Origin of the sequence: Allostigmatella hybrida (genome assembly GCF_020103775.1) — a bacterium.
GTDB classification, from domain to species: Bacteria; Myxococcota; Myxococcia; order Myxococcales; family Myxococcaceae; genus Hyalangium; species Hyalangium aurantiaca.
On record NZ_JAHXBH010000008.1, the window covers coordinates 1 to 23,504 of the forward strand.

Consider the following 23,504-nt stretch of genomic DNA (forward strand, 5'->3'; position numbering starts at 1 on the left):
CAGGCGCCGGGGTCGGCACGGGCGCGGGCGCGGCAGCGCGCGGGGGCGCACGGGCAGGCGCCGGGGCACGCGCGACGGCCGCGGCCTGGACACTCCTGGCGAGCAGCTCCGGATCCTGGGGATCCAGCTCGGCGATCTTGTCCCAGACGCCGTTGGCCTCCTGGGCGCTGCCATTGTCCTGATGGACCTTGGCCAGCTCCTTGTAGACGGAGATCGTCTTGGCGGTCTGCCCCAGGCCCTGGAACGCCTGGGCGAGCATGCTCAGCGTCTCGACGTCCCGGCCATCGGCCTTGAAGGCCACCTGGAGCTTGGCCAGGGCGCGCTTCTGGTCGCCCTTGGCGAGGTACCCGGAGGCCAGCTCCTTGGCGAGCGCGATGTTGTCGGGCTCCAGCGCGGACAGGCGCTCGGCCACGCGCTGGTAGTCATCCGCCCGGGCATTCTTCTTGAGGTACTCGGCAGCGCGGGTGAACTCCTGCACGGCCTCGGCCGTCATGTTCTCGCGCGCGTACAGCTCGGCCAGCTTGATCCTCGACGCCACGTTCTCGGGGTCGAGATCGACCATCCGCTTGAGCGTGTCGAGCGAGGCCTTGGTATCGCCCGCCTTGTCATAGTGATTGGCGACGATCTGGAAGTACGCCATCGCCTCGGACATCAGCCCGAGCTGCTGGTGGAGATCCGCCAGCTTCAGGTTCACGTCCAGCAGGTTCGGGTTGAGCTTGAGGACCTGCTTGTAGAGGGCGACGGCCTTCAGGAAGAAGCCATCCGAGGAGTAGCTCTCGGCGACCTTGGTGAAGAAGTGCGCGGCCTGAACGTTGTCGTTCTTCTTCTGGTACAGCTCGCCCATCTTCTGGAGGACCCGCACGTCCTTCGGGTCGGCCTCCAGGACCTTCTGGTACTCCTTGATGGCCTTGTCGTAGGCGCCCTTCGCGACGAGCTTCGCGGCGGCTTCGATGATCTTGTTCTTGTCCATCGAGCAGGGCTTCCGACCAGGCTAACCCCTTGAAACCACTTGGGGTTCCTGCACTCCAAGAGAATGAAAGGCGAGAGGAGAGGAGGCTATCGGAATCCTCCAACGCGGGTCAAGAAATCGAGCCTGCCTGCTCCAAGAAGGATCAGCAGGCTGCATGACGGGCGGGCAGGCAGGCACGCCTACGGTGTCTCCTCGATGGCCTTCTTGAGGCGGTGCGTGCCCGTCTCGCTCGCCAGGAGGCGCTCCACGAAGCGGGTGTCGTAGTTGCCCTCCTGGAAGGACTCCTCCGCCAGGGCGGCCCGGTGGAAAGGAATGTTGGTGCGGATGCCCTCCACCACGTACTCCGAGAGCGCCCGCTGCATCCGCCGGATGGCCGTGGGCCGGTCCTCGGCATGGACGATCAGCTTCGAGAGCAGGCTGTCGTAGTGCGGGAGCACCGTGTAGTTCTCGTACGCAGCGGAGTCTACCCGGACGCCGTAGCCCCCCGGGACGCTGTAGCCGGTAATCTTCCCGGGCCAGGGGGCGAAGGTGACCGGGTCCTCGGCGTTCACCCGGCACTCGATGGCCGCCCCGCGCATCTGGATGTCCTCCTGCTTGAAGCGCAGGGGGTGGCCATAGGCCATGCGGATCTGCTCGCGCACCAGGTCCACGCCCGTGACGAGCTCCGTCACCGGGTGTTCCACCTGGATGCGGGTGTTCATCTCCATGAAGTAGAACTGGCCGCGCTCATCCAGCAGGTACTCGATGGTGCCCACGTTGTTGTAGCGCAGCTTGCGCATCGCCTCGACGGAGACGCGCCCCATCTCCGCGCGCAGCTCCGGCGTGAGCGCCGGCGAGGGGCTCTCCTCGATGAGCTTCTGGTGCCGGCGCTGCACCGAGCACTCACGCTCACCCAGGTGGATGATGTTGCCGTGCTCGTCGGCGGCGATCTGGATCTCGATGTGGCGCGGCTTCTCCACGTACCGCTCGATGTAGAGATCGCCATTGTTGAAGCTGGCCACCGCCTCGGCCGCCGCGGTGGAGAACGCCTGCGCCAGCACGCTCGGCTCGCGGACGATCTTCATCCCCTTGCCGCCACCGCCCGCGGCCGCCTTGAGGATGACCGGAAAGCCGATCTCCTTGGCGAAGGCCTCCGCCTCCCGGGCGTCCTTCAGCACGTGGGGGCTGCCGGGCAGCAGCGGCATGCCCGCCTCGAGCGCGGCCTTGCGGGCCCGCACCTTGTTGCCCATGAGCCGGAGCATCTCCGGCCGGGGCCCGATGAAGCGAATCTTGCAGCTCTCGCACACCTCGGCGAACTCGGCGTTCTCCGAGAGGAAGCCGTAGCCCGGATGGATGGCGTCCGCCCGGGTGATTTCCGCCGCGGACAGCAGCTGGGGAATGTTGAGGTAGCTCTCCTTGGACGGCGGCGGCCCGATGCACACCGACTCGTCGGCGAAGCGCACGTGCAGCGCATTGCTATCCGCCGTGGAGTGCACCGCCACCGTGGCGATTCCCAGCTCCCGGCATGCACGGATGACCCGCAGGGCAATCTCCCCGCGATTGGCGATCAGCACTTTCTTGAACATGCTCAGGACTCCTCGCGGCTACGCAAGGACCGGCCCTCCGGGGCCGGTCCTGGGGGCTACGCTGGCTCGATGCGGAAGAGCGCTTGACCGAACTCGACGGGCTGCCCGTTCTCGACCAGGATCTCCGCCACCCGGCCCGCCGTCTCGGACTCGATCTCGTTCATCAACTTCATGGCCTCGACGATGCAGAGCACCTGGCCCTTCTTCACCACCGTGCCCACCTCCACGAAGGAGGGCTGGTCCGGGGCCGGGGTCCGGTAGAACGTCCCCACGAACGGGCTGGTGATGAGCTGGCCGGGCTTCTGCGCGGCCGCCGCAGGGGCGGCCGCCGCGGGCGCCGAAGCCTGGGCACGCGCGGGCGCGGACGACGGGTACTCCGCCGCGGGAACCGGGCTCACCGAGGGGCTCACCGGCGCCGCATGAACAATCGTGGGCGCGGGACCATGGCCCCGGCGGATGTACAGCCGCTCATCGCCCCGCTGCCACACCAACCGCGTCACGTCCGAGGCTTCCAGCATCTCCACGATCTGCCGGAGTGCCTCCACGTCCAGGGACGTCACCGCCCCTGCTTCTCGCTCCCCACCGGCAGGCGCGGCTCCACCCTCCGACCGGGACACCTTGCGCTTCGTCGCCATGAATCCCCTCCGTCCGGAACCGTGACCGGCTCAGCCCGCCGTGGCCACGCGCGTGAGGTACTTTCCATCACGCGTATCGATTTTCAGCACGTCGCCCTCGTTGATGAAGAGCGGAACGTTGACCGAGTAGCCCGTCTCCAGCTCCGCGGGCTTCAGCGCACCCGACACCGTGTCGCCGCGCACGCCCGGATCGCACTTGGTGACCTTCAGGTCCACCGAGTTGGGCAGCGTCACGCCGATGGCCTTGCCATTGTAGAAGAGCACCGAGGCGTTGATGTTCTCCTTCAGGAAGTTCTTGGACTCGCCGAGCACCTTCTCACTGAGGAAGGTCTGCTCGAAGCTCTTCGTGTCCATGAAGTAGTAGTCCTCGCCCTGGAGATACAGGTACTGCATCTCCTTCTCCTCGATGTCGGGCTTGCCCACCTTCTCACCGGACTTCAGGGTGGGCTGGAGAACCCGTCCCGTCAGCAGGCTGCGGATCGTCGTACGCACGAACGCGGAGCCCTTGCCGGGCTTGACGTGCTGGAACTCGACGATTTCGAACGGCTCGCCGTCGATCTCGATCTTGAGGCCCTTGCGGAACTCGGAGGTATCAATGACACCGGCCATGGGACAGCTCCTTCGGACTACTGAAAAAGTCCGGGGTGTCTAGCCGATGGCACTCCCCTTTGGAAAGGGGAAAGCAGTGGGGCAGCGCGTCGGCAGCCCGGCCGCCCCCTACAATTCGGCGCGGACCTTCGGCGCGGTGACCCGCAGCACGTAACGGCCCTTGCCGTAGTTCCCCTCGGCCCGGAGCGCCAGGATGAGGAAGTACTCCGGGGACACCATGCGGATGAGCGTCAGCACCTTGTCGCTGTTGACGCTCAGCTCCGTCACGGTGCCCGTCTTGAGCACCTCGGCGGCGTTCTTGAGCTGGGTGAGCAGGTTGGCGTACTCCACCCAGGCCCCTCCCAGCTCCAGCTCCGACGCATCATCCTTTTGATAGGTCTCGACCGAGATGCCGTCGAAGCCCATCACGCTGCACGCGAGGGCGCCATCGACCTGATTGACCACCGACTCCAGGTGTGCACGGAAGGACATGTCAGCAGACTTTCAGTGTTCGTGAACGGAGGAGGCCGCCCGGTTCAGGCGGCCTGCCCCCGGTGAAGGCCAATCAACACTGATTGGGGTTGGAACAGGCTCCGTCGCCAGCGGTCGGAGAGTTCTCGCAGACCCCGACGATCTGGATGGGATAGGTCGCCTCGTTCGACTCCACCGAGCCGCCCGCAGACGTCTTGCCCTTGAGCTTCACGGTCACGAACAGAGTGCTGCCCTCTTTCATGCCGGGGATCTCATCCTTGGGGGGGTTCTCTTGCCTTGGCACGCCTTTGATTTTCACCTTCGCGGCGTTGCCGATCACATCCAGGACGAGCACATTGCTGGCCCCTCCCACCGGAATGAAGAAGGAGATCGGCAGGCTCTCATCCTCGAAATTGATCGCGGGCTTCTGGTTCTCGGTCCGGTAGCTGAGGATGAGCTCTTCCCCATAGAAGTCATTGCGCTCACCGGACGCGCCGGTCTTGGCAGGCAGGGACGAGGCAATGTTGAAGCTCGTAATGAACGTGTCAGTGCCCACCACCAGGCGGCCGCTCAGCGGTACGGGCCCCGAGAGCGGGGCACAGTCGGGCCCCACCGGGGTTGTGCCCAGGATCATGATGGGCTCGTTCCCGTCGACACAAGCCGAGGCACCCATCGTGAGTGCCGCCATCAGCAACAAACGCTTCATCGAAGTGGACTCCATGAAGAGGGCTCCCATTTACAGCGACTGAGCAATGGTCTGCCGGTTGAGGATCCGGGGCGTAATGAAGATCAGCAACTCCTGCCGGTCGTCGCGCTCCGTGGTCTGCCGGAAGAAGAAGCCCAGCACTGGGATCTTCGAGAGGAAGGGGATCGACGCGGAGCTCGTACCACCCCGGCGCACGTAGATGCCGCCGATGACCGTCGTATCGCCGTCCTTGACGAGCACCTGCGTGTTGGCCTCCTTGCGCTGGATGGCAGGCTGGCCGTTGGCACCCGTGTTCGCCAGGTCCGGCTGGTTGTTCTGGGCAACGATGCTCATCAGGATGCTGCCGTCCTGGGTGATGTGCGGGGTGACTTCCAGCGACAGGCGCGCTTCCACGAAGGTCGTGTTCGCGCCGTTGGCGGAGGTCTGGCTGAAGGGAATGGACACACCCTGGCTGATGCGCGCGGTGTTGTTGTCGAGCGTCGTCACCTTGGGCGCGGAGATGGTCTTCACGAAACCATCGCTCTCTGCGGCGGACAGACGCAGGTTGAGTCCCAGCGCCCCACCGGCCGAGCCGAAGGTGAAGCCCAGCGCGCCACCCTGGCCCAGCGTCGTCGGCGCCGACAGGTTGACGGCGAAGCCCGGATCCCCGGAGAAGCCACCGGGGGCGCCGCCGCCCGCGGAGCCAAGCTGGGTGAGCAGGTTGGCGTACTCCACCCAGGCCCCGCCCAGCTCCAGCTCCGGCGCGTCATCCTTTTGATAGGTCTCGACCGAGATGCCGTCGAAGCCCATCACGCTGCACGCGAGGGCGCCATCGACCTGATTGACCACCGACTCCAGGTGTGCACGGAAGGACATGTCAGCAGACTTTCAGTGTTCGTGAACGGAAGAGGCCGCCCGGTTCAGGCGACCTGCCTCCAGGGGTGCCAATCAACACTGCTTGTCGTTAGAACAGAGTCCCACTCCACCGGAAGGAGTGCCCGCACATGTGTTGCTCTTCACGATCTCGATGGGATAGGTCGCCTCGTTCGACTCCACCGAGCTGCCCGCTGACGTCCTGCCCTTGAGCTTCACGGTCACGAACAGCGTGCTGCCAACCTTCATGTCGGGGACCTTACCCTTCGCGGCACTGGCGATCACATCCAGAGCAAGCACGCTGCTGCTCGCCCCCGACGCAATGAAGAAGGAGATTGGCATGCTCTCATCCTCGAAGATGAGCTTTTCCTCACGGCCACCGGCCTCCTCACCTTCCTCGGGCGCCTCACCTTCCTCGGGCTCCTCACCTTCCTCGGGCTCCTCACCTTCCTCGACCCGGTAGCTGAAGATCATTTCCTCCGCATAGAAATCATTGCGCTCACCGGACGTGCCAGCCTTGGCAGGCAGGGACGACACGATGTTGAAGCTCGTGAAATACGTACCAAAGCCTTGTTCCAAGCGACCTCTGACCGGGACGGGCCCCGAGAGCGGGGCACAGTCGGGCCCCACCGGGGTTGTGCCCAGGATCATGATGGGCTCGTTCCCATTGACACAGGCCGAGGCACCCATCGTGAGTGCCGCCATCAGCAACAAACGCTTCATCGAAGTGGATCCATGAAGAGGGCTCCCATTTACAGCGACTGAGCAATGGTCTGCCGGTTGAGGATCCGGGGCGTGATGAAGATCAGCAACTCCTGCCGGTCGTCACGCTCCGTGGTCTGCCGGAAGAAGAAGCCCAGCACTGGGATCTTCGAGAGGAAGGGGATCGACGCGGAGCTCGTACCACCCCGGCGCACGTAGATGCCGCCGATGACCGTCGTATCGCCGTCCTTGACGAGCACCTGCGTGTTGGCCTCCTTGCGCTGGATGGCAGGCTGGCCGTTGGCACCCGTGTTCGCCAGGTCCGGCTGGTTGTTCTGGGCAACGATGCTCATCAGGATGCTGCCGTCCTGGGTGATGTGCGGGGTGACTTCCAGCGACAGGCGCGCTTCCACGAAGGTCGTGTTCGCGCCGTTGGCGGAGGTCTGGCTGAAGGGAATGGACACACCCTGGCTGATGCGCGCGGTGTTGTTGTCGAGCGTCGTCACCTTGGGCGCGGAGATGGTCTTCACGAAGCCATCGCTCTCTGCGGCGGACAGACGCAGGTTGAGCCCCAGCGCTCCGCCGGCCGAGCCGAAGGTGAAGCCCAGCGCGCCACCCTGGCCCAGCGTCGTCGGCGCCGGCAGGTTGACGGCGAAGCCCGGATCTCCCGAGAAGCCACCGGGGGCGCCACCGCCCGCGGAGCCGAAGATGCCGAACGAGTTCGGGAAGACGAGGCCCGTGGCGTTGCCCGTGGCCGCGTTCGCCTGGCCCCGGCCACCCCACTGCACACCGATGGACCGGGTGAAGGAGGTCGTCGCCTCCACGATGCGGCTCTCGATCAGCACCTGCGGGGTCTGCGTGTCCAGGTTGCGCACGAGCGCCCGGGCCTTCTCGATGTTGGCGCGCACATCCTTCACGATGAGGACGTTGGTGCGGGCATCCACCGTCACCGAGCCCCGGTCCGACAGGATGTCCTTCACCCGCGCCTGCATGTCACCGGCCACGGCGTAGTTCACCGGGATGAGGTTGACGAGCAGGTCCTCCTGCTGCTGCATCGACTTGCGGCGCTCCTGCAGCAGCCGCGCCTCCTCCTCCAGCGTCTTCAGGGGGGCGATGCGGACGATGTTGCCGACCTCTTCCTTGCCCAGGCTCTTGGTGCGGAGGATGAGGTCCAACGCCTGATCCCAGGGCACGTTGCGCAGGCGGATCGTCACCTTGCCGCTCACGTCGTCGGCGACCACGATGTTCTTCTTGGAGATCTCCGCGATGACGCGCAGCAGGTTCTGGATCTCGATGTCCTTGAACTCGAAGGAGACCCGCTTGCCCCGGTAACGGGCCTGCTGGGGCGCGCCCTCGGCGGCGTAGGACGGGGCCTCGGCGGAGAAGCCCGCGGTGCGCTGGGACACGGCCACCTGCTCCGTCTTCACCCCCTGCACCGACAGGTTCCAGCTCAGCGTCCCCGAGCCCTGGGTCACCGACTCGTCAATGGCCCCATCGGCGGCCACCACCACGCGCACGCGGTGCCCGTCGCCGGGGACCGAGAAGGCGCTGATCATCTTCACCGGCGTCTCCAGCGCGCTGGTGTCCAGGCTGCGCTCCAGGCGGCGCGGAAGCTTCGCGTTCTCCAGCGTCAGCACCGCGCTGCGCGGATCCGGGCGGTCCACCTTCCACGTCACGGCGCTGGACAGCTTGAGCTGCACGCGGCCACCGGCGTCGCTCTCGTCGAAGGTGAGCTCCTTCACCTCGGCCACGGAGGCCTGGGCGGCCACCGGCGCCGAGGGGGCCGCCAGCAGGGGCGCGCTTTCGGCCACCCGCTCCTGGGGCTCTTGCGCGGCCGCAGGGGCCGGCTTGCGCGCGACCGCCGCGCCCAACACCACCTCCAGGCCGCGCGCGGCCCGGTCCACCCGGTAGGCCGGCATGCCCTGGCGGACATCCAGGACCAGGCGGACCTTCTCCGCGTGCGCACCCACGCGCACGCCCTTCAAGCTTCCGCCGCGCACGCGCGGGGCGCGGGCCTCCAGGCCCACCCCGTACACATCCACCGCCAGCCGCGGCGGATCCGCCAGCTCGAGCACCTCGTAGCGGGAGATCTCCCCGTCGGTGCGGATGGCCAGCGTGTCCCGGGCGAAGGTGATGCCGGTGATCGACCGGGCCGGATGGGCGACCTCACGCTCGTCGGCCTCGGCGGCCACCACGTTCTCGGCAAGCGCCGGGGCCTGGGGCTTGACCGGCTCCGCGGCGGGGGCGGGCGCGGGGGCTTGCGCCACGGCCGGGGCCGCCTGCGGGGCGGACGGCGCCGGGGCCACTTCGGCGGAGGCCTTCGGCTCCGAGGCCCCATCCACCGAGATGACGACGCGGTTGCCATCGGCGCGCACGTCGTACTGAGAGGCCTTGTCCAGGGCGACCAGGACGCGGCCCACGCTGGCGCGCTCGTCGGAGAATTGCGAGGCGACGATGCCCGTCACGGGCCCCGTGCCACTGTGGTGGCCCTTGATGCCGGTGGCGTCCGCCGAGGAGAGGTCCACCACCAGGCGCTCCGGCCCACTGAGCCGGAAGACCGTGAAGGTAGGGGGACGTGTCCCAGCAACGACCACCTGTGCTCCGGAACCTGTTTGAACGACCTTCAGGTCCCGAAGCGTGTTGAGTTCAGCGCCTTCGGCGTTGGCACCCGCGATGGCGGCCGACAGCACAGCCGCTATCACCCACTTGCCCCTCGTCACATCGCTCTTTCCGAGCATGCTACCCCTCTACAAGTTGTAATCGGGCCGAGCCGCCAGCCCGAAGTGCTACTCGCCCCAGTTTCTGCCCTGCATCAGGTCATACGCTGGGTCCCGCTTATTGTCCTGCTTGAGCTGGAGGCTCACCGGGTTGGGGATGACTTTCCCCTCCGTCGGGATGTACTCGGTCACCGTCACCGAGTCCCGGAGGATCTGCGTCACCCGTCCGCCCTGGCGGCCCATGCGCGCATTGCGCCGGACGATGTGGCCCCGGCCCACGGGGTCCTCCACCATGGCAATCGGATTGGCATCCCCGGTGACGACCGCCACCAGCTTGAGCTGGTCGAGATCAAACGCGCACAGCGGCTCGCTGCAGGCCGACACCTGCACGGTCTGCTGCGAAGGCCCCAGCTCCTCGAGGGGGCTGCGGAACGGATCCCGCTTGCCGACGGGGTTGTACGTATAAGTCACGGAGGACTCGACGACCGTCTCCTTCGGCGTCTCCGCCGCCGCGGCAGGCGCCGCCTTGGACGCGGTGGGCTTGGCGGCCTTGGGCGAGGCACTGCCTCCGCCACATGCCACCACCGTGAGCGCCAACGCAGCCGTGGTCATCTTGAACTTGAGAGTCTTCATCCTCTGGATCCTCGTTCTCGCCCTACTTCTTGGGCGACGCAACTTTCTTGCCCGTTTGCTTGGAATCGGCCGCTGCCTTCTGTTCCACGAACCGGAAGGTGGTGGCCACGAAGGAACTCTCGAGAATGACCTTCTCGTTCTTGATGGTCGGCTTATCGAGCTTGATGCCGTTCACGTTGACGATGCGGCGCATGTTCGCGATCTCCTGCATGAACATGGCGATCTCGTGGTAGTTGCCGCTCACCGTCATCTTGAGCGGAATCCGGGCGAAGAACTCGCCTCCGCCCACGGACTCCTTGCCCGGCTCCACGCGGGAGATCTCCAGGCCCGACTTCTTGCCGATGTCGTTGATCTGGGCGAGCAGCTCGTCCAGGTCGCGCTTCTCGGGCAGCTCCGTGAGGGCCTCGGCGAGCTTCTGATCCAGCACGTCGAGTTCACGCCGGCGCTCGTTGAGGTTCTGGGCGATCTCGCTCTTCTCGGCGAGGTCCAGATCGAGCTTCCGGCGCTGCTCCACCTGCTTCTTGATCTGGGCTTCGGTGGGCTGAACGAGCCCAAAGTAGTTGGCCACCGTGAGGAGCACCACCACACCGGCCAGGCCGCCGTACTTCACGCCCGCCGGGGCCTTCGCAATCTTGTCCAGGTACTGTTCCATGGATCGCTGGTCCTCTTCAGATGGCGTAGTTGGCCGTGAGCATGAGGTTGAACTTGACGGTGGTCAGCGGGCTCAGCTCGGTTCCGCCCACCTTCGACACCTGCTGCGTCGCGTCCTTCAGGTCGATGTTGGAGAAGAACGGCTTGATGGTGGCCACCGGGAACTCCTCGATGGTGGCATCCGGGGTGAGCAGCTCCACGCGCGACGTCTTGGCGTCCCGGCGCTGCTCCACCAGCCGGCCCATGCCCTTGGGCGTCCACACCATGCCGCCCAGGCTGCGCATGAACTCGGCCACCTCGTCGTGGCTCACCGCGCTGCCGACGATCTTCACCCCACCCTTCTCCTCGGAGAAGTTCTCCAGCCACAGCTTCTTGGGCATGGCCAGCGAGAGCGCGTCCAGCATGCGCACCGGCCCGGAGCGGCCGCGGCGCAGGTTGTCGAGCACCGCGAGCTTCTTCTCCACCTCGGCCTTGCGGTCGTTGATGGTGCTCACCTCACCGATGACCTTCTCCAGCTCGGTGATCTTCGTCTTCACGGCCGCGATACCGGTGGCGTTGGCGGAGACCTCGTCGGCCAGGCGCCCGTACCACATGTAGTTGCCCACGATGGCGGCCAGAATGACGGCGGCGAAGAGGACCAGGATCTGCCGGCCCATCTCCCGTTTCTTCGCCACCCGGACGGGCAGCAGGTTGATGCGGATCATCATATGCGTCGGTTCCTTCAGGGAGAGGGAGGGTATCAGCTCAGCTTGTCACCGGGCTTGCGCAGCGCCAGCCCCACCGCCACGGCTGCCACGGGGGCCACGTCCATGATGAACGCGGGGTCGAACTTGCGGTTGTCCACGTCGATCTTCCGGAACGGATTGAGGATCTCCACCGGCACGCCCACGCGGGCTTCGATGGTCTTGAACAGCGCGGGAATCTTCGCCGTTCCGCCCGACAGGAAAACCTTGCTGAAGTTCGCGTCCGCGGCGGTGCCCGCGTAGAAGTCCAGCGAGCGCTGGATTTCGCCGGCGACCTGCTCGGCCACGCTGAGCAGCACGCGCTCCACGTCCTGGGGCACCACGGCGTCCGCGTCCGTGCCGTTGCCGCCGAGCTTCAGCGCCTCCGCCTCCTCGTAGGAGACGTTGAGCTGCTTCTGGATCTCCTCGGTGAACTGGTTGCCGCCGATCGTCACGTCGCGCGTGAAGACGGTGATGCCGTTGGCGATGATGTTGATGTTCACCACCGAGGCGCCCGCGTTGATGAGCACCACGGTCTCCTTCTCCGGCACGTCGTAGTTCGTGGAGAACATGTTCTGGACGGCGAAGGCGTCCACGTCCACCACCACCGGCTGCAGCCCCGCCTCGGAGACCACCGTGGTGTAGTCGTTGATCATGTCCTTCTTGGCCGCCACCAGCAGCACATCCATCTGCCCGGTGGCGTCATTGGCGCCCGAGTCGAGGATCTGCGTGTCGATGTTCACGTCCTTCACGTCGAAGGGGATGTACTGCTCGGCCTCCCACTGGATGCTCTCCTCGAGCTCTTCCTGGCTCATGCGGGGCATCTGGATCTTCTTGATGATGACCGAGTGGCCGGAGACGCCGATGGCGACCTCCTTGGACTTCACCTTCAGCTCGTTCATCAGCTCCTGCACGGCCTGGACGATGGCCGTCGAGTTCATGAGCGCGCCATCGACGATGGCCTCGGGGGGCAGCGGCTTCATGCCGAAGCTCTGCAGCGCATAACCCACCTCGCCGCGCTTGCGCTGCTCCTTGAGGAGAATCATCTTCACCGAGGTCGATCCGATATCCAGACCGAGTGCCAGTTTGCCCTTCGCCATTCAGTACTCCCGTGCAGAGACGGCCAGCGTAGCACTGGCACGCAACCCCGCCTAAAAGTTGACCGGCGCCCGCCCGCTCCCCAGCCGCACGAGCGGTGGATCCGGGCCCTTCGTCCGCTCCCCTCGATGCCAGACAGCGCTGCCGGGGCCGATTTTCCGGCCTCGGGCGCTTCTCGTCAAATCCCCCCAGCACGCTCCGCCGCTTGCTTAGCCCTTTTCGGCCTCGGCATCCGGGTCGATTCCGTACTCCTTGATCTTGTACAGGAGCGCCCGATGGCTGATGTCCAGCACCTCGGCGGCCCGGGTCCGGTTTCCCCGGGTGCGGCGCAGGGCAGCCCGGATGTAGTTTTCCTCCAGCTCTCGCATGGCGCGCTTGAGCGACAGGTCGCTCCCAGGCTGTTGCCCGGGCACGGAGGCCTCCGTGGGTGAGGCATGCGCCCACAACCGCTCCGGCAGGCTGGAGGGCACCAGCTCCGCCCCCTCCACCAGGAGCACCGCGCGCTCCATGGCATTCTCCAGCTCGCGCACGTTGCCGGGCCAGGCGTAGGCGCACAGGAGCGCCTCGGCCTCGGGGCTGAAGCCCTGCACGGGCGGCTCGCGGTTGAACTCCCGGTTGAAGCGGGCGAGGAAGGCGCGCGCCAGCGGGAGGATGTCCTCGCGGCGCTCCCTCAAGGGCGGCACCCGCAGGTTCACCACGTTGAGGCGGTAGTAGAGGTCCTCCCGGAACTCCCCCCGCTCCACCAGCTTGCCCAGGTCCCTGAGGGTCGCGGCGATGACGCGCACGTCCACGGACTCCGGGCGGTTCTCGCCCACCGGGCGGATCTCTCCCTCCTGGAGCACGCGCAGCAGCTTCACCTGGGCCGGCAGGGGCAGCTCGCCCACCTCGTCCAGGAAGAGCGTGCCCCCGTCGGCCTCGCTGAACAGCCCCTGCTTCGCGGCCCGGGCATCGGTGAAGGCCCCCTTCGCATGGCCGAACAGCTCGCTCTCGATGAGCCCCGCGGGGATGGCCCCGCAGTTGACGGCGACGAAGGGCAGCGCCACCCGGCGGGAGCGCTCGTGGAGCGCCCGGGCGATGAGCTCCTTGCCCGTGCCGCTCTCCCCGGTGATGAGGACCGTGGTGTTCACCGGGGCGAGCCGGTCCACCTGGCGAAGCACCGCGCGCAGCCCCTCGCTCTCCCCGAGAATCCCGCCTGGCGGCACGGCGCCCGCGGTCCGCAGGCGCCGGTTCTCGCGCACCAGGCGCTCGCGCTCCTCCGCCTTGCGCAGGACGAAGACGATCTCCTCGGGCTTGAAGGGCTTCTGGACGTAGTCGTAGGCCCCCGCCCCCACCGCCTCGAGCGCCTGCTCCTGGGAGCCATAGGCGCTCATCACCAGCGCGGTGAGCCCCGGGTGCTCGGCGATCGCCTGGCGCAGCACCGACAGGCCATCCCGCCGGGGCATCCGCACATCGCACAGGAGCACGTCATAGCTGCGGGCGCTCAGCTCGCGCAGGGCCTCCTCGCCATCCGCCACGGCCCGCACCTCGTAGCCATGGTCGGTGAGCACCAGGGTGAGCACATGACGGATGGAGGGCTCGTCATCCGCGACGAGAATGGAGCGGAAAAGAGGCATGGGCACCGCGAATCATCCCCCAGCCTCCTGACGCAGGGTAGTTCCCGGCTCAGGCGGCCGTCAGCCGGAGCGTGAACCGGGCGCCCCCGCCCGGAGCGTTCTCCGCGGTGAGCTTGCCGCCCATGCCCTGCGCCAGGTGGAGCGACACGGCCAATCCCAGCCCCGTCCCCTTGCCTTCCTTGGTGGTGAAGAACGGCTCGAACAGGCGCGCCATCACCTCCGCCGTCAGGCCCGGCCCCGTGTCCTCCACCATCAGCCACACCTCGTTCGCCTCCCGGCCGGTGGAGACGCGCACCGCCCCCTGCCCGCCCATGGCCTGCGCGGCGTTCAGCAGCAGGTTGATGACAATCTGGGAGAGGGGGCCTGGATCCGCGCGCGCCAGCAGCCCGGGCGCCAGCGCGAAGCCCACCTCCACGCGCGACAGCTCGGGCCCGGCGCGGACCAGCCGCACGCAGGTCTCCACCACCTGGCCCAGGTCCACGGGCGCCAACGGGCCGGAGCGCGGACGTCCCAGGTCCAGCAGCCCCCGGACGATGCCATCGATGCGGTGGACCTCATGATCAATCCGGTCCAGGAAGTCCTTCAGCTCCGCGGTGGACGCGCGCATCCGGGCCAGCGAGAGGTAGCCGAGAATCCCCGCCAACGGGTTGCCCACCTCATGCGCCACGCCCGCGGCCAGCCGCCCCACGGTGGCCAGGCGCTCCGCGGACACCAGCTCCGTCTGGGCCCGCGACAGCCGGGCGTTGGCCTGCCGAAGCGCCTCCAGCTGCGAGCGCGTCAGCGCCTGCTCCCGGCGAAGCGCCTCCGCCATCCGGTTCAGCGCGCTCTGGATGCGCGACAGGAAGGGGCCGCCCTGGGAGATCGGCGTCAGGTCCAGCTCGAGCCGCTCCAGTTGTCCCACCGCCAGCTCCGTGGCCCGGAGCGGCCGGCCCACGGTGAACTCGAGCACGATGTACGCGAGGATGACCAGCACCAGCAGATCCAACCCGAGTGCGAAGGGCAGAAACCCCCGCACCCGGGACAGCACCGCGGCCTCTACCCCCTCGGAGGGCACCCACCGGCGCGCCACGTCCATCAGATGAAGCAACGTGGGCAGCAGGGTGAGCCACGACAGCCCCGTGGCCAGCGAGCCCAGGAGGAACGCCACGCTGGCGATGCGCCACTTCATGGCGCCCCGGGAGGCCTCACGGCAGGCCCCCCACCAGCAGCGCCAGGTTCGGGGGCAGCACCCGCGTCAGCCAGGGGCCCAGCAGGAGGATCTCCAGGCCCGCCAAGGCCAACCACGGACCGAAGGGGATGTTCGTCTTGCCCGGCACCCAGTCGATCTCCTCCCCCGCCTCGTCCTTCGGCTCATCGGGGATGGGCTGAAACAGCAGGCACACCGGCGCCCAGAGCAGGCGGCGCCACAGGGGAATCCCAGGCTTGAGGAACTCCCACGTCATCGTCAGCTCGGGCTCGGGCGCCTCCTGAGCTGGCTCCTGCGCGTTCCCCTGCCCCTCTGCCCGGGGACCGGCCCGCCCGGTGAGCACAATGAGCAGGATGCCCACCACCGCCCCCTGGAACGACGAGAGAAAGAGAATCCCCAGCAGCGACCGCCACGTCAGAAAGCCACCCAGCATCGCGACCAGGTACTTGTCGCCGCCGCCCAGCGCCTCCTTCCGCAGCAACTTCCAGCCCAGGTACTCCATCAGCCGGAAGACGAGGAACCCCACCGCCGCGCCCACGGCCGCATCGCGCAGGGCCTCCACGCCCAGCAGCCCGGCGAGCCCCACCCCCAGGACGATGCCCGGCACCGTGAGCGAGAACGGGAGGATCCAATGCTCCAGATCAATAAAGGTGAGCGGGATCAACAGCGTGATGAGCACGAGCCCCGAGAGCAGCTCCCAGGACAGGCCGAACCGGCGCCAACACGCCAGGAACAGCAGCCCGGTGGCCAGCTCCACCAAGGGGTAGCGGACGGAAATGGGCGCCGCGCACCCCCGGCACCGGCCCCGGAGCACCAGCCACGACACGAGCGGGATGTTGTCGTACCAGGTAAGCGTGTATCCACACTTCGGGCAGCGCGAGCGGGGACGGACGATGCTCTGGCCCGCGGGGACGCGGGCGATGACGACATTCAGGAAACTGCCAACGCACAGGCCCAGGACGAAGAGCCAGCTCGCCAGCAGCGCGGAAGGAAAAGGGGTCAGCTCCAGGTCCATGATGAGGCCCGCGAGGCTAGCCGCTCCCGCGCAGGTGCCCAAATTCGTCGCCGAGTGCCAAATTTTGTCGATCCGCCGGGCCCCTTTTCGTCTCCACGGCCCCGCCCTTCCGAGGGGCGCAGGGCATTTGGCCCCCCCTAGCGTGGATGGCGCGACCTTTGCTATGACTTGAACCCGTCGTTCACCCCCAGTCCTCGCCGACTGTAAGGAGCATCAGATCATGACCCAGACCCGTCGCAACCGTGGCTTCACCCTCATCGAGCTGATGATCGTGGTTGCCATCATCGGCATCCTGGCCGCCATCGCGATCCCGAACTTCATCCGGTTCCAGGCCCGCGCCCGCCAGTCCGAGGTGAACACCAACCTCAAGAGCCTCTTCACGGGTCTGCGCACCCAGCAGAAGAAGCCGCCCACCAGCATCCGCGCCACCGGCTTCGCCCCCGAGCGCGGCAACCGCTACACCTACATGATCGGTGACTGCGCGGCCACCGAGGACCGTACGGCCATCGACGCCGAGCAGCACAACGACGACACCTGCATCGGCGCCGACGTGTTCAAGTTCGGCGACGGCTTCCCGGCCCTCGGCAAGTTCGAGGCCGTTCCGCTGTCCACCGCGACCTGGAACAAGAAGGGCACGGACAACGGCCTGACCATGGCCCCCGGCGTCTACGGCGACAACGCCAGCTGGGACTTCCTGGCCTACGCCGCGGGTGACGTGGACAACACCATCGACACCGACGGCGCCGACAGCTGGTCGATCGCCTCCGCGGACGGCTCGCTCCAGTCCGTGTGCCCCCAGGTCACCGAGGATGAGACCGTCGCCGCCGGCGAGCCGTTCAACATCTTCAACGACGTGAACTGCGGCGCTCCGTAATCGCGCTTCACATCGCAAGTGCCTGAAACAGGCTGGGATGAGCGTTCATCCCAGCCTGTTCGTATTTTGGGAGGTACTCACGTGACCCGGCGTTCCCAGAACGGTTTCACGCTCATCGAGTTGATGATCGTGGTGGCCATCATCGGCATCCTCGCCGCCATCGCCATCCCGAGCTTTCTCCGCTTCCAGGCCCGTGCCCGGCAGTCCGAGGTCAATGCCAACCTGAAGTCGCTGTTCACCGGCATGAGGACCCTGGCCAAGCGGCCGCAATCTCACATCCGTGTCCCCGGCTTCGCCCCCGAGCGCGGCAACCGCTACAGCTATTACATGGCGGCCACCTGCACCACGGCCGAGATCCGCGACGCGGTGGATACAGAGCCGCACAACACCGACGATTGCATCCAGACGGACCGGTTCAAGTTCGGCATGGAGATGCAGGGTCTGCCCGAAAGGGTCATCCCCTCTTCCTTCGAGTGGTCCACCCGCGCGACCGCCCATGGCATGGGCGCCCAGGCCGGCCTCTACGGGACGGGCCTCGAGTGGGACTTCATCGCTTACGCAGCCGGAGATGTGGACAGCACGTTCACGGACTCCTCGGACACCTGGCTCATCTCCTCGTCGGATGGGAAGCTCCAGCAGATGTGCCCGGCCGTGGAGGAGCCCCTCACCAACGCCGCGGGCGAGCCGTTCAATGTCAACAATGACGTGGACTGCGATTAGGCAGACCAGGGCCTGGCCTGCCCTTCCTCTTCAAACCGCTCCCGCCATCCCCGGTTCGCGGTTAAGGTGCAGGCCACGGCAATGAAGTCCTTCCTCTCCCTGGCACTCTTCGGCGTGGGGCTTGGCGCGGTGGCCCTGTTGTCCGAGCCGCCGCGAGCGCTCCCTCGGGGGCCTTATCAGGCGCCCCTGCTTCCCCGGCTCGAGATGCTGCGCGTCATTGGAGCGGGGCAGCGCTCGCTCGTGACCGACTACTACTGGCTGCAGGCCATCCAGGCCGCGGGCAAGGGTGGGCAAAGCCTCGAGGCCACGCGCTACCTGGACCTCTTCTATTACGCGGACCTGGTCACGGACCTGGATCCCCAGTTCCTGAAGGTCTACCTGTACGCGGGCAACACCATCCCCACCAACCTGGGCCGGGAGACGTGGGTGAACACCGCGGAGGCGCGGAAGATCCTCGAAAAAGGGGTGAAGCACTTCCCCAACGACTCCAACCTGCGCCTGTTCCTGGCCTACAACCTGAGCTACTTCCACAACGAGCATGCCGCCGCGGCGGAGCACCTGCGCATCGCCGCCACGCTGCCCGACGCGAACCGGTACATCCCGGAGATGGCCTCGCGCCTGCTGGCCTTCAACCGCCGCTTCGATGCCGCCCTGGCGCTGGTGGAGTCCTTCCGGGATGCCGAACAGGATCCCGAGATGCGCCAGATGTTCGAGGAGCGCCTCCAGGAAATCTACCTGGAGCGGGTCCTCATGCAGGTGGATGACGCCATCAAGGCCTTCCAGAGCCGGGAGCAGCGTCCGCCCCAGTCCGTCAGCGAGCTGGTGGCCCGGGGAGACCTGCCCCGCGTGCCGCAGGATCCAATGGGCGGCGTCATTTATATCGGCCAGGATGGGCGCAGCGCCTCGACCTCCAGCACCCTGCGCCTGGAGCCCATCGACTACCGCAAGAAGGCCCTTGAGCGGGAAAAGGCCAAAGCAGCCGCCAACCAGGAAGCACCGGACACCCCATGAGCGCCCCCGAGACGCTGGCCATCGAGACCCGGGACCTGTCGAAGACGTACCGGCTGGGATTCTGGATGAACAAACGGGTGCTGGCCCTTCAAGGGCTCACCCTCAACATCCAGCCTGGACAGGTGTACGGGCTGCTCGGCCCCAACGGGGCCGGCAAGTCCACCACCATCAAGATCCTCATGAACCTCGTCCAGGCGACGAGCGGCTCGGCCTCCATCTTCGGGCATCCGCCCGAGTCCAAGGAGGCCCGCCGCCATGTCGGCTTCCTGCCCGAGAACCCCGCGCCGTACGAGTACCTGACGGGCGAGGAGTTCGTGCGGCTGGCCGGCCAGCTCGTGGGGCTGAGCGGCCAGGAGCTGGACCAGCGTGTGAAGGAGGTGCTGGGCGCGGTGGGCATGTCCCGGACCGCGGGCCTGCAAATCCGCCGCTACTCCAAGGGCATGGTCCAGCGCGTGGGGCTGGCCCAGGCCATCGTCGGCCGCCCCAAGCTTCTGGTGCTGGACGAGCCCACCAGCGGGTTGGATCCGGTGGGCCGGCGCGAGATTCGAGACCTCATCCTCCAGGAGCGCGAGCGCGGCACCACGGTGCTCTTCTGCACCCACATCATCCCGGACGTGGAGGCGCTCTGTAACCGGGTCGCGGTGCTCGTCAATGGCCGGCTGGCCCGGGAGGGCAGCGTGCAGGAGCTGCTCACCACGCAGGTGCCGGTGGTGGAGCTCACCATCGAGGGGCTGGGCCTGGAGGCCGTGCGCAACCTGGGCCACCCGCTCGAGCAGGCGCAGGATTTGACCAATCGCGTCCTCGTCCGGGCCAGCAACACGCACGTGCAGCCCCTGCTCAAGAGCGTGCTGGATGCGGGCGGCCGCGTCACTCAGCTCCAGTCGGCCCGCTTCTCGCTGGAGGACCTGTTCCTCCAGGCGATGAGCGAGGCGCGGCATGGGACCGTGGGAGGAGAAATCACATCATGATGCGGCCGTTCCTCGCCCTCACGCTCAATGGCTTCCGGGAGGCCCGCCGCAACCGGGTGACCGTGGTGGTCGGCGCCTTCGCGTTCGGCCTGCTGGTGGCCTCCACGCTGCTCACCAACCTGAGCGTCTCCACGTTCGACCGGGTGCTCACCGACGTGGGCCTGGGCGTCATGAGCATCGTCCTGGTGCTGCTCTCCATCTTCCTGTCCAGCGGCATGCTGAGCCGGGAGATCGAACGCAAGACGCTCTTTCTCATCGTCTCCAAGCCCATCTCCCGCAGCCTGTTTCTCACCGCCCGCTTCGCGGGGAACATGCTGACGCTGGGGGTGCTGCTGCTGGCCATGGGGGTGCTCTTCTTCGGGCAGGTGGCCCTCTACGGCACGCTCATCACCCAGGCCCAGTTCGTGGCCATTGGCATGCTCTTCTTCGAGCTGCTGGTGCTCAGCAGCATCGGCTTCGCGATGTCCAGCTTCTCCAGCCAGATGGTGTCCGCCACGGTGACGGTGGGCGCGTACTTCGCGGGGCACCTCAGCGGGGACATCTATGAGCTGTCGAGCAAGGCGGAGAGCAGCGCCTTCCAATGGCTGGGCAAGGCCGTCTACTACGCGCTGCCCAACCTCTCGCGGCTCAACTACCGCGTCCAGGCCACCTACGAGCTGCCCACGCCCCTGGGCGAGCTCCTCCCGTCCATGCTGTACGCGGTGGCCTACGCCACGGTGATGATCGTCATCGCGGTCTTCCTCTTCACGCGCCGCGACTTCAAGTAGCCGTTTCGGGGGAGCCCCAGGGCTCCCCCTGGCAGCGGCCGGGCCTACCCGCCGGCCGGCTCGCCGCCATCCTCGCGCTCCGACAGGCCGTGCTTGGCCAGCCGGTACCGGAAGGAACGGAAGCTCAGGCCCAGCAGCTCCGCCGCCCGCGTCTTCACCCCTTCCGAGCGCTGGAGCGCCGCCACGAGGTACCGCCGCTCCGCCTCGTCCAGGTGGCGCTCGAGCGAGAAGCCCACGGGCAGGGTCACCTCGCCCACCACCTGCGGCTCCGGCTCCCGCTCGCCCCTCAGCGCGGAGGGCAAGGTGTCCGGCCCCAGCGTGTCACTGTCGGCGAGCGTGGCCGCGCGCTCCACGATGTTCTGCAGCTGGCGCACGTTGCCCGGGAAGGCGTACCGCTCCAGCACCTGCACCGTCTCGGCGGAGAACTCCAGGTTGGGCCGCCCCAGCTCCTCGCGCATCTTCGCCAGGAAGTGCCTCGCCAGCAGGGAGATGTCGCCCTGCCGCTCCCGGAGCGGGGGCAAGTCCACGGTGATGACGTTGAGCCGGTAGAGCAGATCCTCCCGGAAGCGCCCCGCCTTCACCTCGGCCTCCAGCCGCTTGTTGGTGGCGGCCACCACCCGCGCCTGGAAGGGCACCTCGGTGGAGCTGCCCACGGGCTTCACCCGCCGCTCCTGCAACACGCGCAGCAGCTTCACCTGCGTGGCGAGCGGCACCTCGCCAATCTCGTCGAGGAACACCGTGCCCTCGCCCGCCGAGACGAGGATGCCGGAGCGGTCCGCCTGGGCTCCCGTGAAGGCCCCCTTCACGTGGCCAAACAGCTCGCTCTCCAGGACGCCCTCGTTGAGCGCCGCGCAGTTGACGGGCAGGAAGGGGGCCCCCGCCCGGGTGCTGCGCAGGTGGAGCGCCCGCGCCACCAGCTCCTTGCCCGTTCCACTCTCGCCGGTGATGAGGACGGTGGTCCGGCTGGGGGCCACCTTCTCCACCAGCCCCCACACCGACTTCATCGCCTGGCTCTCGCCCACCCACAGCCCGCCCCGGCCCCCGCTCAGGGAGCGGCGCAGTTGCCGGTTCTCCTCGCGCAGCCCGCGCTTCTCCAGGGCCTTCTGGACGAGCAGCTTGAGCTCCTCGTTGTCGAACGGCTTGCAGATGTAGTCGTAGGCGCCCGCCCGCATGGCCTCCACCGCGGCCGCGGGCGTCCCGAAGGCGGTGATGAGGACCACCTCGGGCGGGGCGGAGAGGGCCCGGGCTGCCTTGAGCACGTTCAAGCCACTGCCCTGCCCCAGCTTCATGTCGGAGATGACCACGTCCACCCCGCTGCCGCCCAGCGTCTCGATGGCCGTCTTCTCATTGCCCGCGAGGCTGACGCGGTACCCCACCCGTGTCAGCAGTACCTCGAGGTACTCGCGCATCGACAGCTCGTCATCCACCACCAGCACGTGCACCTTGCATCTCCTCGTCCGCCGCCAGCGGCAGCTCGACTGTGAATTCCGTCCCCGTCTTTGGCGAGGACGTCACGTGAAGATTGCCCTCGTGGGCCCTCACGATGGAATAGGCCGTAGCAAGCCCCAGGCCAGTGCCTCCGCTGCGCGTCGTGAAGAACGGCTCGAAGATGCGCCCCAGGTGCGCCTCCGGGATGGCGCCCGCCGAGTCCCAGACGGACAGCAGCGCCTTGTGGCCCGCCCCCACCGACAAGGAGACCCGCGTCTGGCCCTCCGCGCCCACGGCCTCGAACGCATTGCGCAGCAGGTTGATCAGCACCTGGCGCAGCTGATCCGGATCCACCAGCGCCAGGACCGGCTGCAGTACCAGGCTCAGGTGGACGCCCCGGCGCTGCGGGTCCGCCTGGAGCATCTCCACCGTCTCGCGGATGAGCTCCTCCAGGGCGATGGCCCGCCGCTGGGGAGGCGGCGGGCGGGCGAAGCGCAGGAACTCCTCCACCAGCCGCGACAGCCGGTCCGACTCGCGCAGCAGGATGTTGGTGAGCCGGACCACGCTGGGGTCCTCCGCCCCATCCTGGGCCAGCATCTGCGCCGAGCCGCGCATGGCCGCCAGCGGGTTGCGAATCTCGTGGGCGAGCTGCGCCGCCAGCGTGCCCAGCGCCGCGAGCCGGTCGGCCCGCCGCAGCTCGTCCTCCGCGCGCCGAAGCGCCGTCAAGTCCTGGAAGACGATGAGCCGTGAGGACTGGCCCGCCCCCTCCAGCGGGGCGAGCGTGAGCCCGAGAATGCGCGGCCCCCGGGGCGTCTCCACCTTCAGCTCGGCCCGGGGCACCCGCTCCAGCCCCCGGAGGCCCGGCAGCAGGGTCTCCACGGGCATCGCCCTCGCGGTGGCGTCGTCCAGGCCCAGGATGCTCAGGGCCGCCCGGTTGATGAAGGTGATGTGCCCCGCCGCCTCGCACGTCAGCAGCCCCGACGGGGTGCTGTCGAGAATCTGCCCGTGCAGCGTGGACAGCCGCCGCAGATCCGCCTGGCTCGCGGACAGCCGCCCTCCCGCCGCCAGGAGCTGGCGGCTCAGGTAGCCGGCCAGCGCGGCGATGAGGAAGTGCGCCAGCACGTTGCTGGCGAAGTGGAAGCCCGTGCGCGCCAGGATGGCGGACGAGGCCGGGGCCCCGAGCCGCAGCAGGTAACTCAGCACCAGCGCGCCGTAGATCCCCGAGCACGCGGCGGCCGTCACGAACGCCCCCCTCTGGGACAGGAGGATGGAGGCGCTGATGACCGCCAGCGAGTAGGTGAAGACGAACGGCGAGTCGGCCCCGCCCGTCAGCGAGATGAGGGCGGAGGCGATGAGGATGTCGCCCACCACCTGCACCGCCGCGGCGGACTTGCCCACCCGTCCGCGCCGCAGCCACAGCCCGTAGATGAGGGTGAGGACATAGACCAGGCCGATGACCGCGAAGGCCAGCGAGTCCCTGCGTGACAGCTCCTGCGGGGGCGCCGCCAGCAGCCGCAGGGCGGTGACGCCCAGCAGCAGCGTGGTCGCGACTGTCCGGAAGATGGACAGCCACGTCAGCCGCACCCGCAGGTCATGCTCGCCCGGTGAAGGG

22 protein-coding genes and 2 pseudogenes are annotated in these 23,504 nt (G+C 67.6%); 6 read left to right on the forward strand and 18 right to left on the reverse strand.

Annotated features, from left to right (window positions below; translation table 11 throughout):
• The 16 genes and pseudogenes from KY661_RS15750 to KY661_RS15825 all read right to left on the reverse strand — a co-directional run.
• Nucleotides 1-970, reverse strand: a 970-nt coding sequence (locus KY661_RS15750; protein ID WP_225410978.1) for a tetratricopeptide repeat protein, incomplete at its 3' end; no start/stop codon positions are given.
• A gap of 179 nt (nucleotides 971-1,149) precedes the next feature.
• Complete coding sequence (gene accC / locus KY661_RS15755; RefSeq protein WP_075010561.1) at nucleotides 1,150-2,535, reverse strand: acetyl-CoA carboxylase biotin carboxylase subunit; 1,386 nt, start codon at nucleotides 2,533-2,535, stop codon at nucleotides 1,150-1,152.
• A 56-nt stretch (nucleotides 2,536-2,591) separates the two neighbouring features.
• Nucleotides 2,592-3,170, reverse strand: a complete 579-nt coding sequence (accB, locus tag KY661_RS15760) for an acetyl-CoA carboxylase biotin carboxyl carrier protein (protein ID WP_225410979.1) — start codon at nucleotides 3,168-3,170, stop codon at nucleotides 2,592-2,594.
• Nucleotides 3,171-3,200: 30 nt separating this feature from the next.
• Complete coding sequence (gene efp, locus KY661_RS15765; protein WP_075010559.1) at nucleotides 3,201-3,779, reverse strand: elongation factor P; 579 nt, start codon at nucleotides 3,777-3,779, stop codon at nucleotides 3,201-3,203.
• Between the two features lie 108 nt (nucleotides 3,780-3,887).
• On the reverse strand, nucleotides 3,888-4,250 hold the full coding sequence (locus tag KY661_RS15770; RefSeq protein ID WP_225410980.1) for a roadblock/LC7 domain-containing protein: 363 nt from the start codon (nucleotides 4,248-4,250) through the stop codon (nucleotides 3,888-3,890).
• Between the two features lie 73 nt (nucleotides 4,251-4,323).
• Nucleotides 4,324-4,935, reverse strand: coding sequence for a hypothetical protein (locus tag KY661_RS15775; RefSeq protein ID WP_225410981.1), 612 nt, complete (start codon nucleotides 4,933-4,935; stop codon nucleotides 4,324-4,326).
• Nucleotides 4,936-4,965: 30 nt separating this feature from the next.
• Nucleotides 4,966-5,619, reverse strand: a pseudogene (locus KY661_RS15780) (type IV pilus secretin PilQ); the annotation flags it as partial.
• A gap of 243 nt (nucleotides 5,620-5,862) precedes the next feature.
• Nucleotides 5,863-6,510: a hypothetical protein gene (locus tag KY661_RS15785; RefSeq protein WP_225410982.1), complete on the reverse strand. Its 648-nt coding sequence runs from the start codon at nucleotides 6,508-6,510 to the stop codon at nucleotides 5,863-5,865.
• A gap of 29 nt (nucleotides 6,511-6,539) precedes the next feature.
• Nucleotides 6,540-9,227: a type IV pilus secretin PilQ gene (pilQ, locus tag KY661_RS15790; protein ID WP_225410983.1), complete on the reverse strand. Its 2,688-nt coding sequence runs from the start codon at nucleotides 9,225-9,227 to the stop codon at nucleotides 6,540-6,542.
• A 48-nt stretch (nucleotides 9,228-9,275) separates the two neighbouring features.
• Nucleotides 9,276-9,839, reverse strand: a complete 564-nt coding sequence (locus KY661_RS15795; protein ID WP_177241536.1) for a pilus assembly protein PilP — start codon at nucleotides 9,837-9,839, stop codon at nucleotides 9,276-9,278.
• A gap of 22 nt (nucleotides 9,840-9,861) precedes the next feature.
• The gene (gene pilO, locus KY661_RS15800) at nucleotides 9,862-10,491 is read right to left on the reverse strand and encodes a type IV pilus inner membrane component PilO (protein ID WP_075010554.1); all 630 of its coding nucleotides are present in this window, start codon (nucleotides 10,489-10,491) and stop codon (nucleotides 9,862-9,864) included.
• Between the two features lie 16 nt (nucleotides 10,492-10,507).
• Entirely contained in the window at nucleotides 10,508-11,197 is a 690-nt protein-coding gene (locus tag KY661_RS15805; protein ID WP_075010553.1) for a PilN domain-containing protein, read from the reverse strand.
• A 32-nt stretch (nucleotides 11,198-11,229) separates the two neighbouring features.
• The gene (gene pilM / locus KY661_RS15810; protein ID WP_075010552.1) at nucleotides 11,230-12,312 is read right to left on the reverse strand and encodes a type IV pilus assembly protein PilM; all 1,083 of its coding nucleotides are present in this window, start codon (nucleotides 12,310-12,312) and stop codon (nucleotides 11,230-11,232) included.
• Nucleotides 12,313-12,519: 207 nt separating this feature from the next.
• Nucleotides 12,520-13,923, reverse strand: coding sequence for a sigma-54-dependent transcriptional regulator (locus KY661_RS15815; protein ID WP_225410984.1), 1,404 nt, complete (start codon nucleotides 13,921-13,923; stop codon nucleotides 12,520-12,522).
• Between the two features lie 49 nt (nucleotides 13,924-13,972).
• Nucleotides 13,973-15,091 carry a sensor histidine kinase gene (locus KY661_RS15820; RefSeq protein ID WP_225410985.1) on the reverse strand — a complete coding sequence of 373 codons (1,119 nt, stop codon included), beginning with the start codon at nucleotides 15,089-15,091 and terminating at the stop codon, nucleotides 13,973-13,975.
• Between the two features lie 16 nt (nucleotides 15,092-15,107).
• Nucleotides 15,108-16,124: a prepilin peptidase gene (locus KY661_RS15825; protein WP_225410986.1), complete on the reverse strand. Its 1,017-nt coding sequence runs from the start codon at nucleotides 16,122-16,124 to the stop codon at nucleotides 15,108-15,110.
• A gap of 220 nt (nucleotides 16,125-16,344) precedes the next feature.
• Between KY661_RS15825 and KY661_RS15830 the strand changes: the two genes are divergently transcribed.
• From KY661_RS15830 to KY661_RS15850, 6 genes and pseudogenes are all read left to right on the forward strand, one after another.
• Nucleotides 16,345-16,998 carry a prepilin-type N-terminal cleavage/methylation domain-containing protein gene (locus tag KY661_RS15830; RefSeq protein ID WP_225410987.1) on the forward strand — a complete coding sequence of 218 codons (654 nt, stop codon included), beginning with the start codon at nucleotides 16,345-16,347 and terminating at the stop codon, nucleotides 16,996-16,998.
• 81 nt (nucleotides 16,999-17,079) lie between these two features.
• Nucleotides 17,080-17,173 (forward strand): annotated as a pseudogene (locus tag KY661_RS37725) (prepilin-type N-terminal cleavage/methylation domain-containing protein); the annotation flags it as partial.
• On the forward strand, nucleotides 17,164-17,718 hold the full coding sequence (locus tag KY661_RS15835) for a pilin (protein ID WP_398577199.1): 555 nt from the start codon (nucleotides 17,164-17,166) through the stop codon (nucleotides 17,716-17,718). The pseudogene KY661_RS37725 and the gene KY661_RS15835, both read left to right, overlap by 10 nt.
• 81 nt (nucleotides 17,719-17,799) lie before the next feature.
• On the forward strand, nucleotides 17,800-18,729 hold the full coding sequence (locus KY661_RS15840; RefSeq protein ID WP_225410989.1) for a pilus assembly protein: 930 nt from the start codon (nucleotides 17,800-17,802) through the stop codon (nucleotides 18,727-18,729).
• Nucleotides 18,726-19,697, forward strand: coding sequence for an ABC transporter ATP-binding protein (locus KY661_RS15845; RefSeq protein WP_075010545.1), 972 nt, complete (start codon nucleotides 18,726-18,728; stop codon nucleotides 19,695-19,697). The genes KY661_RS15840 and KY661_RS15845 overlap by 4 nt, the downstream gene beginning before the upstream one ends.
• Nucleotides 19,697-20,464: an ABC transporter permease gene (locus KY661_RS15850; protein ID WP_075010615.1), complete on the forward strand. Its 768-nt coding sequence runs from the start codon at nucleotides 19,697-19,699 to the stop codon at nucleotides 20,462-20,464. Before KY661_RS15845 ends, KY661_RS15850 begins: the two co-directional genes overlap by 1 nt.
• Before the next feature lie 44 nt (nucleotides 20,465-20,508).
• On the opposite strand, the gene KY661_RS15855 is transcribed toward KY661_RS15850, so the two are convergent.
• On the reverse strand, nucleotides 20,509-21,873 hold the full coding sequence (locus KY661_RS15855; RefSeq protein WP_263437088.1) for a sigma-54-dependent transcriptional regulator: 1,365 nt from the start codon (nucleotides 21,871-21,873) through the stop codon (nucleotides 20,509-20,511).
• Nucleotides 21,874-21,883: 10 nt separating this feature from the next.
• Complete coding sequence (locus KY661_RS15860; protein ID WP_225410991.1) at nucleotides 21,884-23,476, reverse strand: two-component system sensor histidine kinase NtrB; 1,593 nt, start codon at nucleotides 23,474-23,476, stop codon at nucleotides 21,884-21,886.
• Nucleotides 23,477-23,504: the final 28 nt, after the last annotated feature.

Bases quoted from the DNA above. Each gene is read 5' to 3' on its own strand.
- accC (WP_075010561.1), bottom strand. From the start codon at position 2,535: ATGTTCAAGAAAGTGCTGATCGCCAATCGCGGGGAGATTGCCCTGCGG.
- accB (WP_225410979.1), bottom strand. From the start codon at position 3,170: ATGGCGACGAAGCGCAAGGTGTCCCGGTCGGAGGGTGGAGCCGCGCCT.
- efp (WP_075010559.1), bottom strand. From the start codon at position 3,779: ATGGCCGGTGTCATTGATACCTCCGAGTTCCGCAAGGGCCTCAAGATC.
- KY661_RS15770 (WP_225410980.1), bottom strand. From the start codon at position 4,250: ATGTCCTTCCGTGCACACCTGGAGTCGGTGGTCAATCAGGTCGATGGC.
- KY661_RS15775 (WP_225410981.1), bottom strand. From the start codon at position 4,935: ATGAAGCGTTTGTTGCTGATGGCGGCACTCACGATGGGTGCCTCGGCT.
- KY661_RS15785 (WP_225410982.1), bottom strand. From the start codon at position 6,510: ATGAAGCGTTTGTTGCTGATGGCGGCACTCACGATGGGTGCCTCGGCC.
- pilQ (WP_225410983.1), bottom strand. From the start codon at position 9,227: ATGCTCGGAAAGAGCGATGTGACGAGGGGCAAGTGGGTGATAGCGGCT.
- KY661_RS15795 (WP_177241536.1), bottom strand. From the start codon at position 9,839: ATGAAGACTCTCAAGTTCAAGATGACCACGGCTGCGTTGGCGCTCACG.
- pilO (WP_075010554.1), bottom strand. From the start codon at position 10,491: ATGGAACAGTACCTGGACAAGATTGCGAAGGCCCCGGCGGGCGTGAAG.
- KY661_RS15805 (WP_075010553.1), bottom strand. From the start codon at position 11,197: ATGATGATCCGCATCAACCTGCTGCCCGTCCGGGTGGCGAAGAAACGG.
- pilM (WP_075010552.1), bottom strand. From the start codon at position 12,312: ATGGCGAAGGGCAAACTGGCACTCGGTCTGGATATCGGATCGACCTCG.
- KY661_RS15815 (WP_225410984.1), bottom strand. From the start codon at position 13,923: ATGCCTCTTTTCCGCTCCATTCTCGTCGCGGATGACGAGCCCTCCATC.
- KY661_RS15820 (WP_225410985.1), bottom strand. From the start codon at position 15,091: ATGAAGTGGCGCATCGCCAGCGTGGCGTTCCTCCTGGGCTCGCTGGCC.
- KY661_RS15825 (WP_225410986.1), bottom strand. From the start codon at position 16,124: ATGGACCTGGAGCTGACCCCTTTTCCTTCCGCGCTGCTGGCGAGCTGG.
- KY661_RS15830 (WP_225410987.1), top strand. From the start codon at position 16,345: ATGACCCAGACCCGTCGCAACCGTGGCTTCACCCTCATCGAGCTGATG.
- KY661_RS15840 (WP_225410989.1), top strand. From the start codon at position 17,800: ATGAAGTCCTTCCTCTCCCTGGCACTCTTCGGCGTGGGGCTTGGCGCG.
- KY661_RS15845 (WP_075010545.1), top strand. From the start codon at position 18,726: ATGAGCGCCCCCGAGACGCTGGCCATCGAGACCCGGGACCTGTCGAAG.
- KY661_RS15850 (WP_075010615.1), top strand. From the start codon at position 19,697: ATGCGGCCGTTCCTCGCCCTCACGCTCAATGGCTTCCGGGAGGCCCGC.
- KY661_RS15855 (WP_263437088.1), bottom strand. From the start codon at position 21,873: ATGCGCGAGTACCTCGAGGTACTGCTGACACGGGTGGGGTACCGCGTC.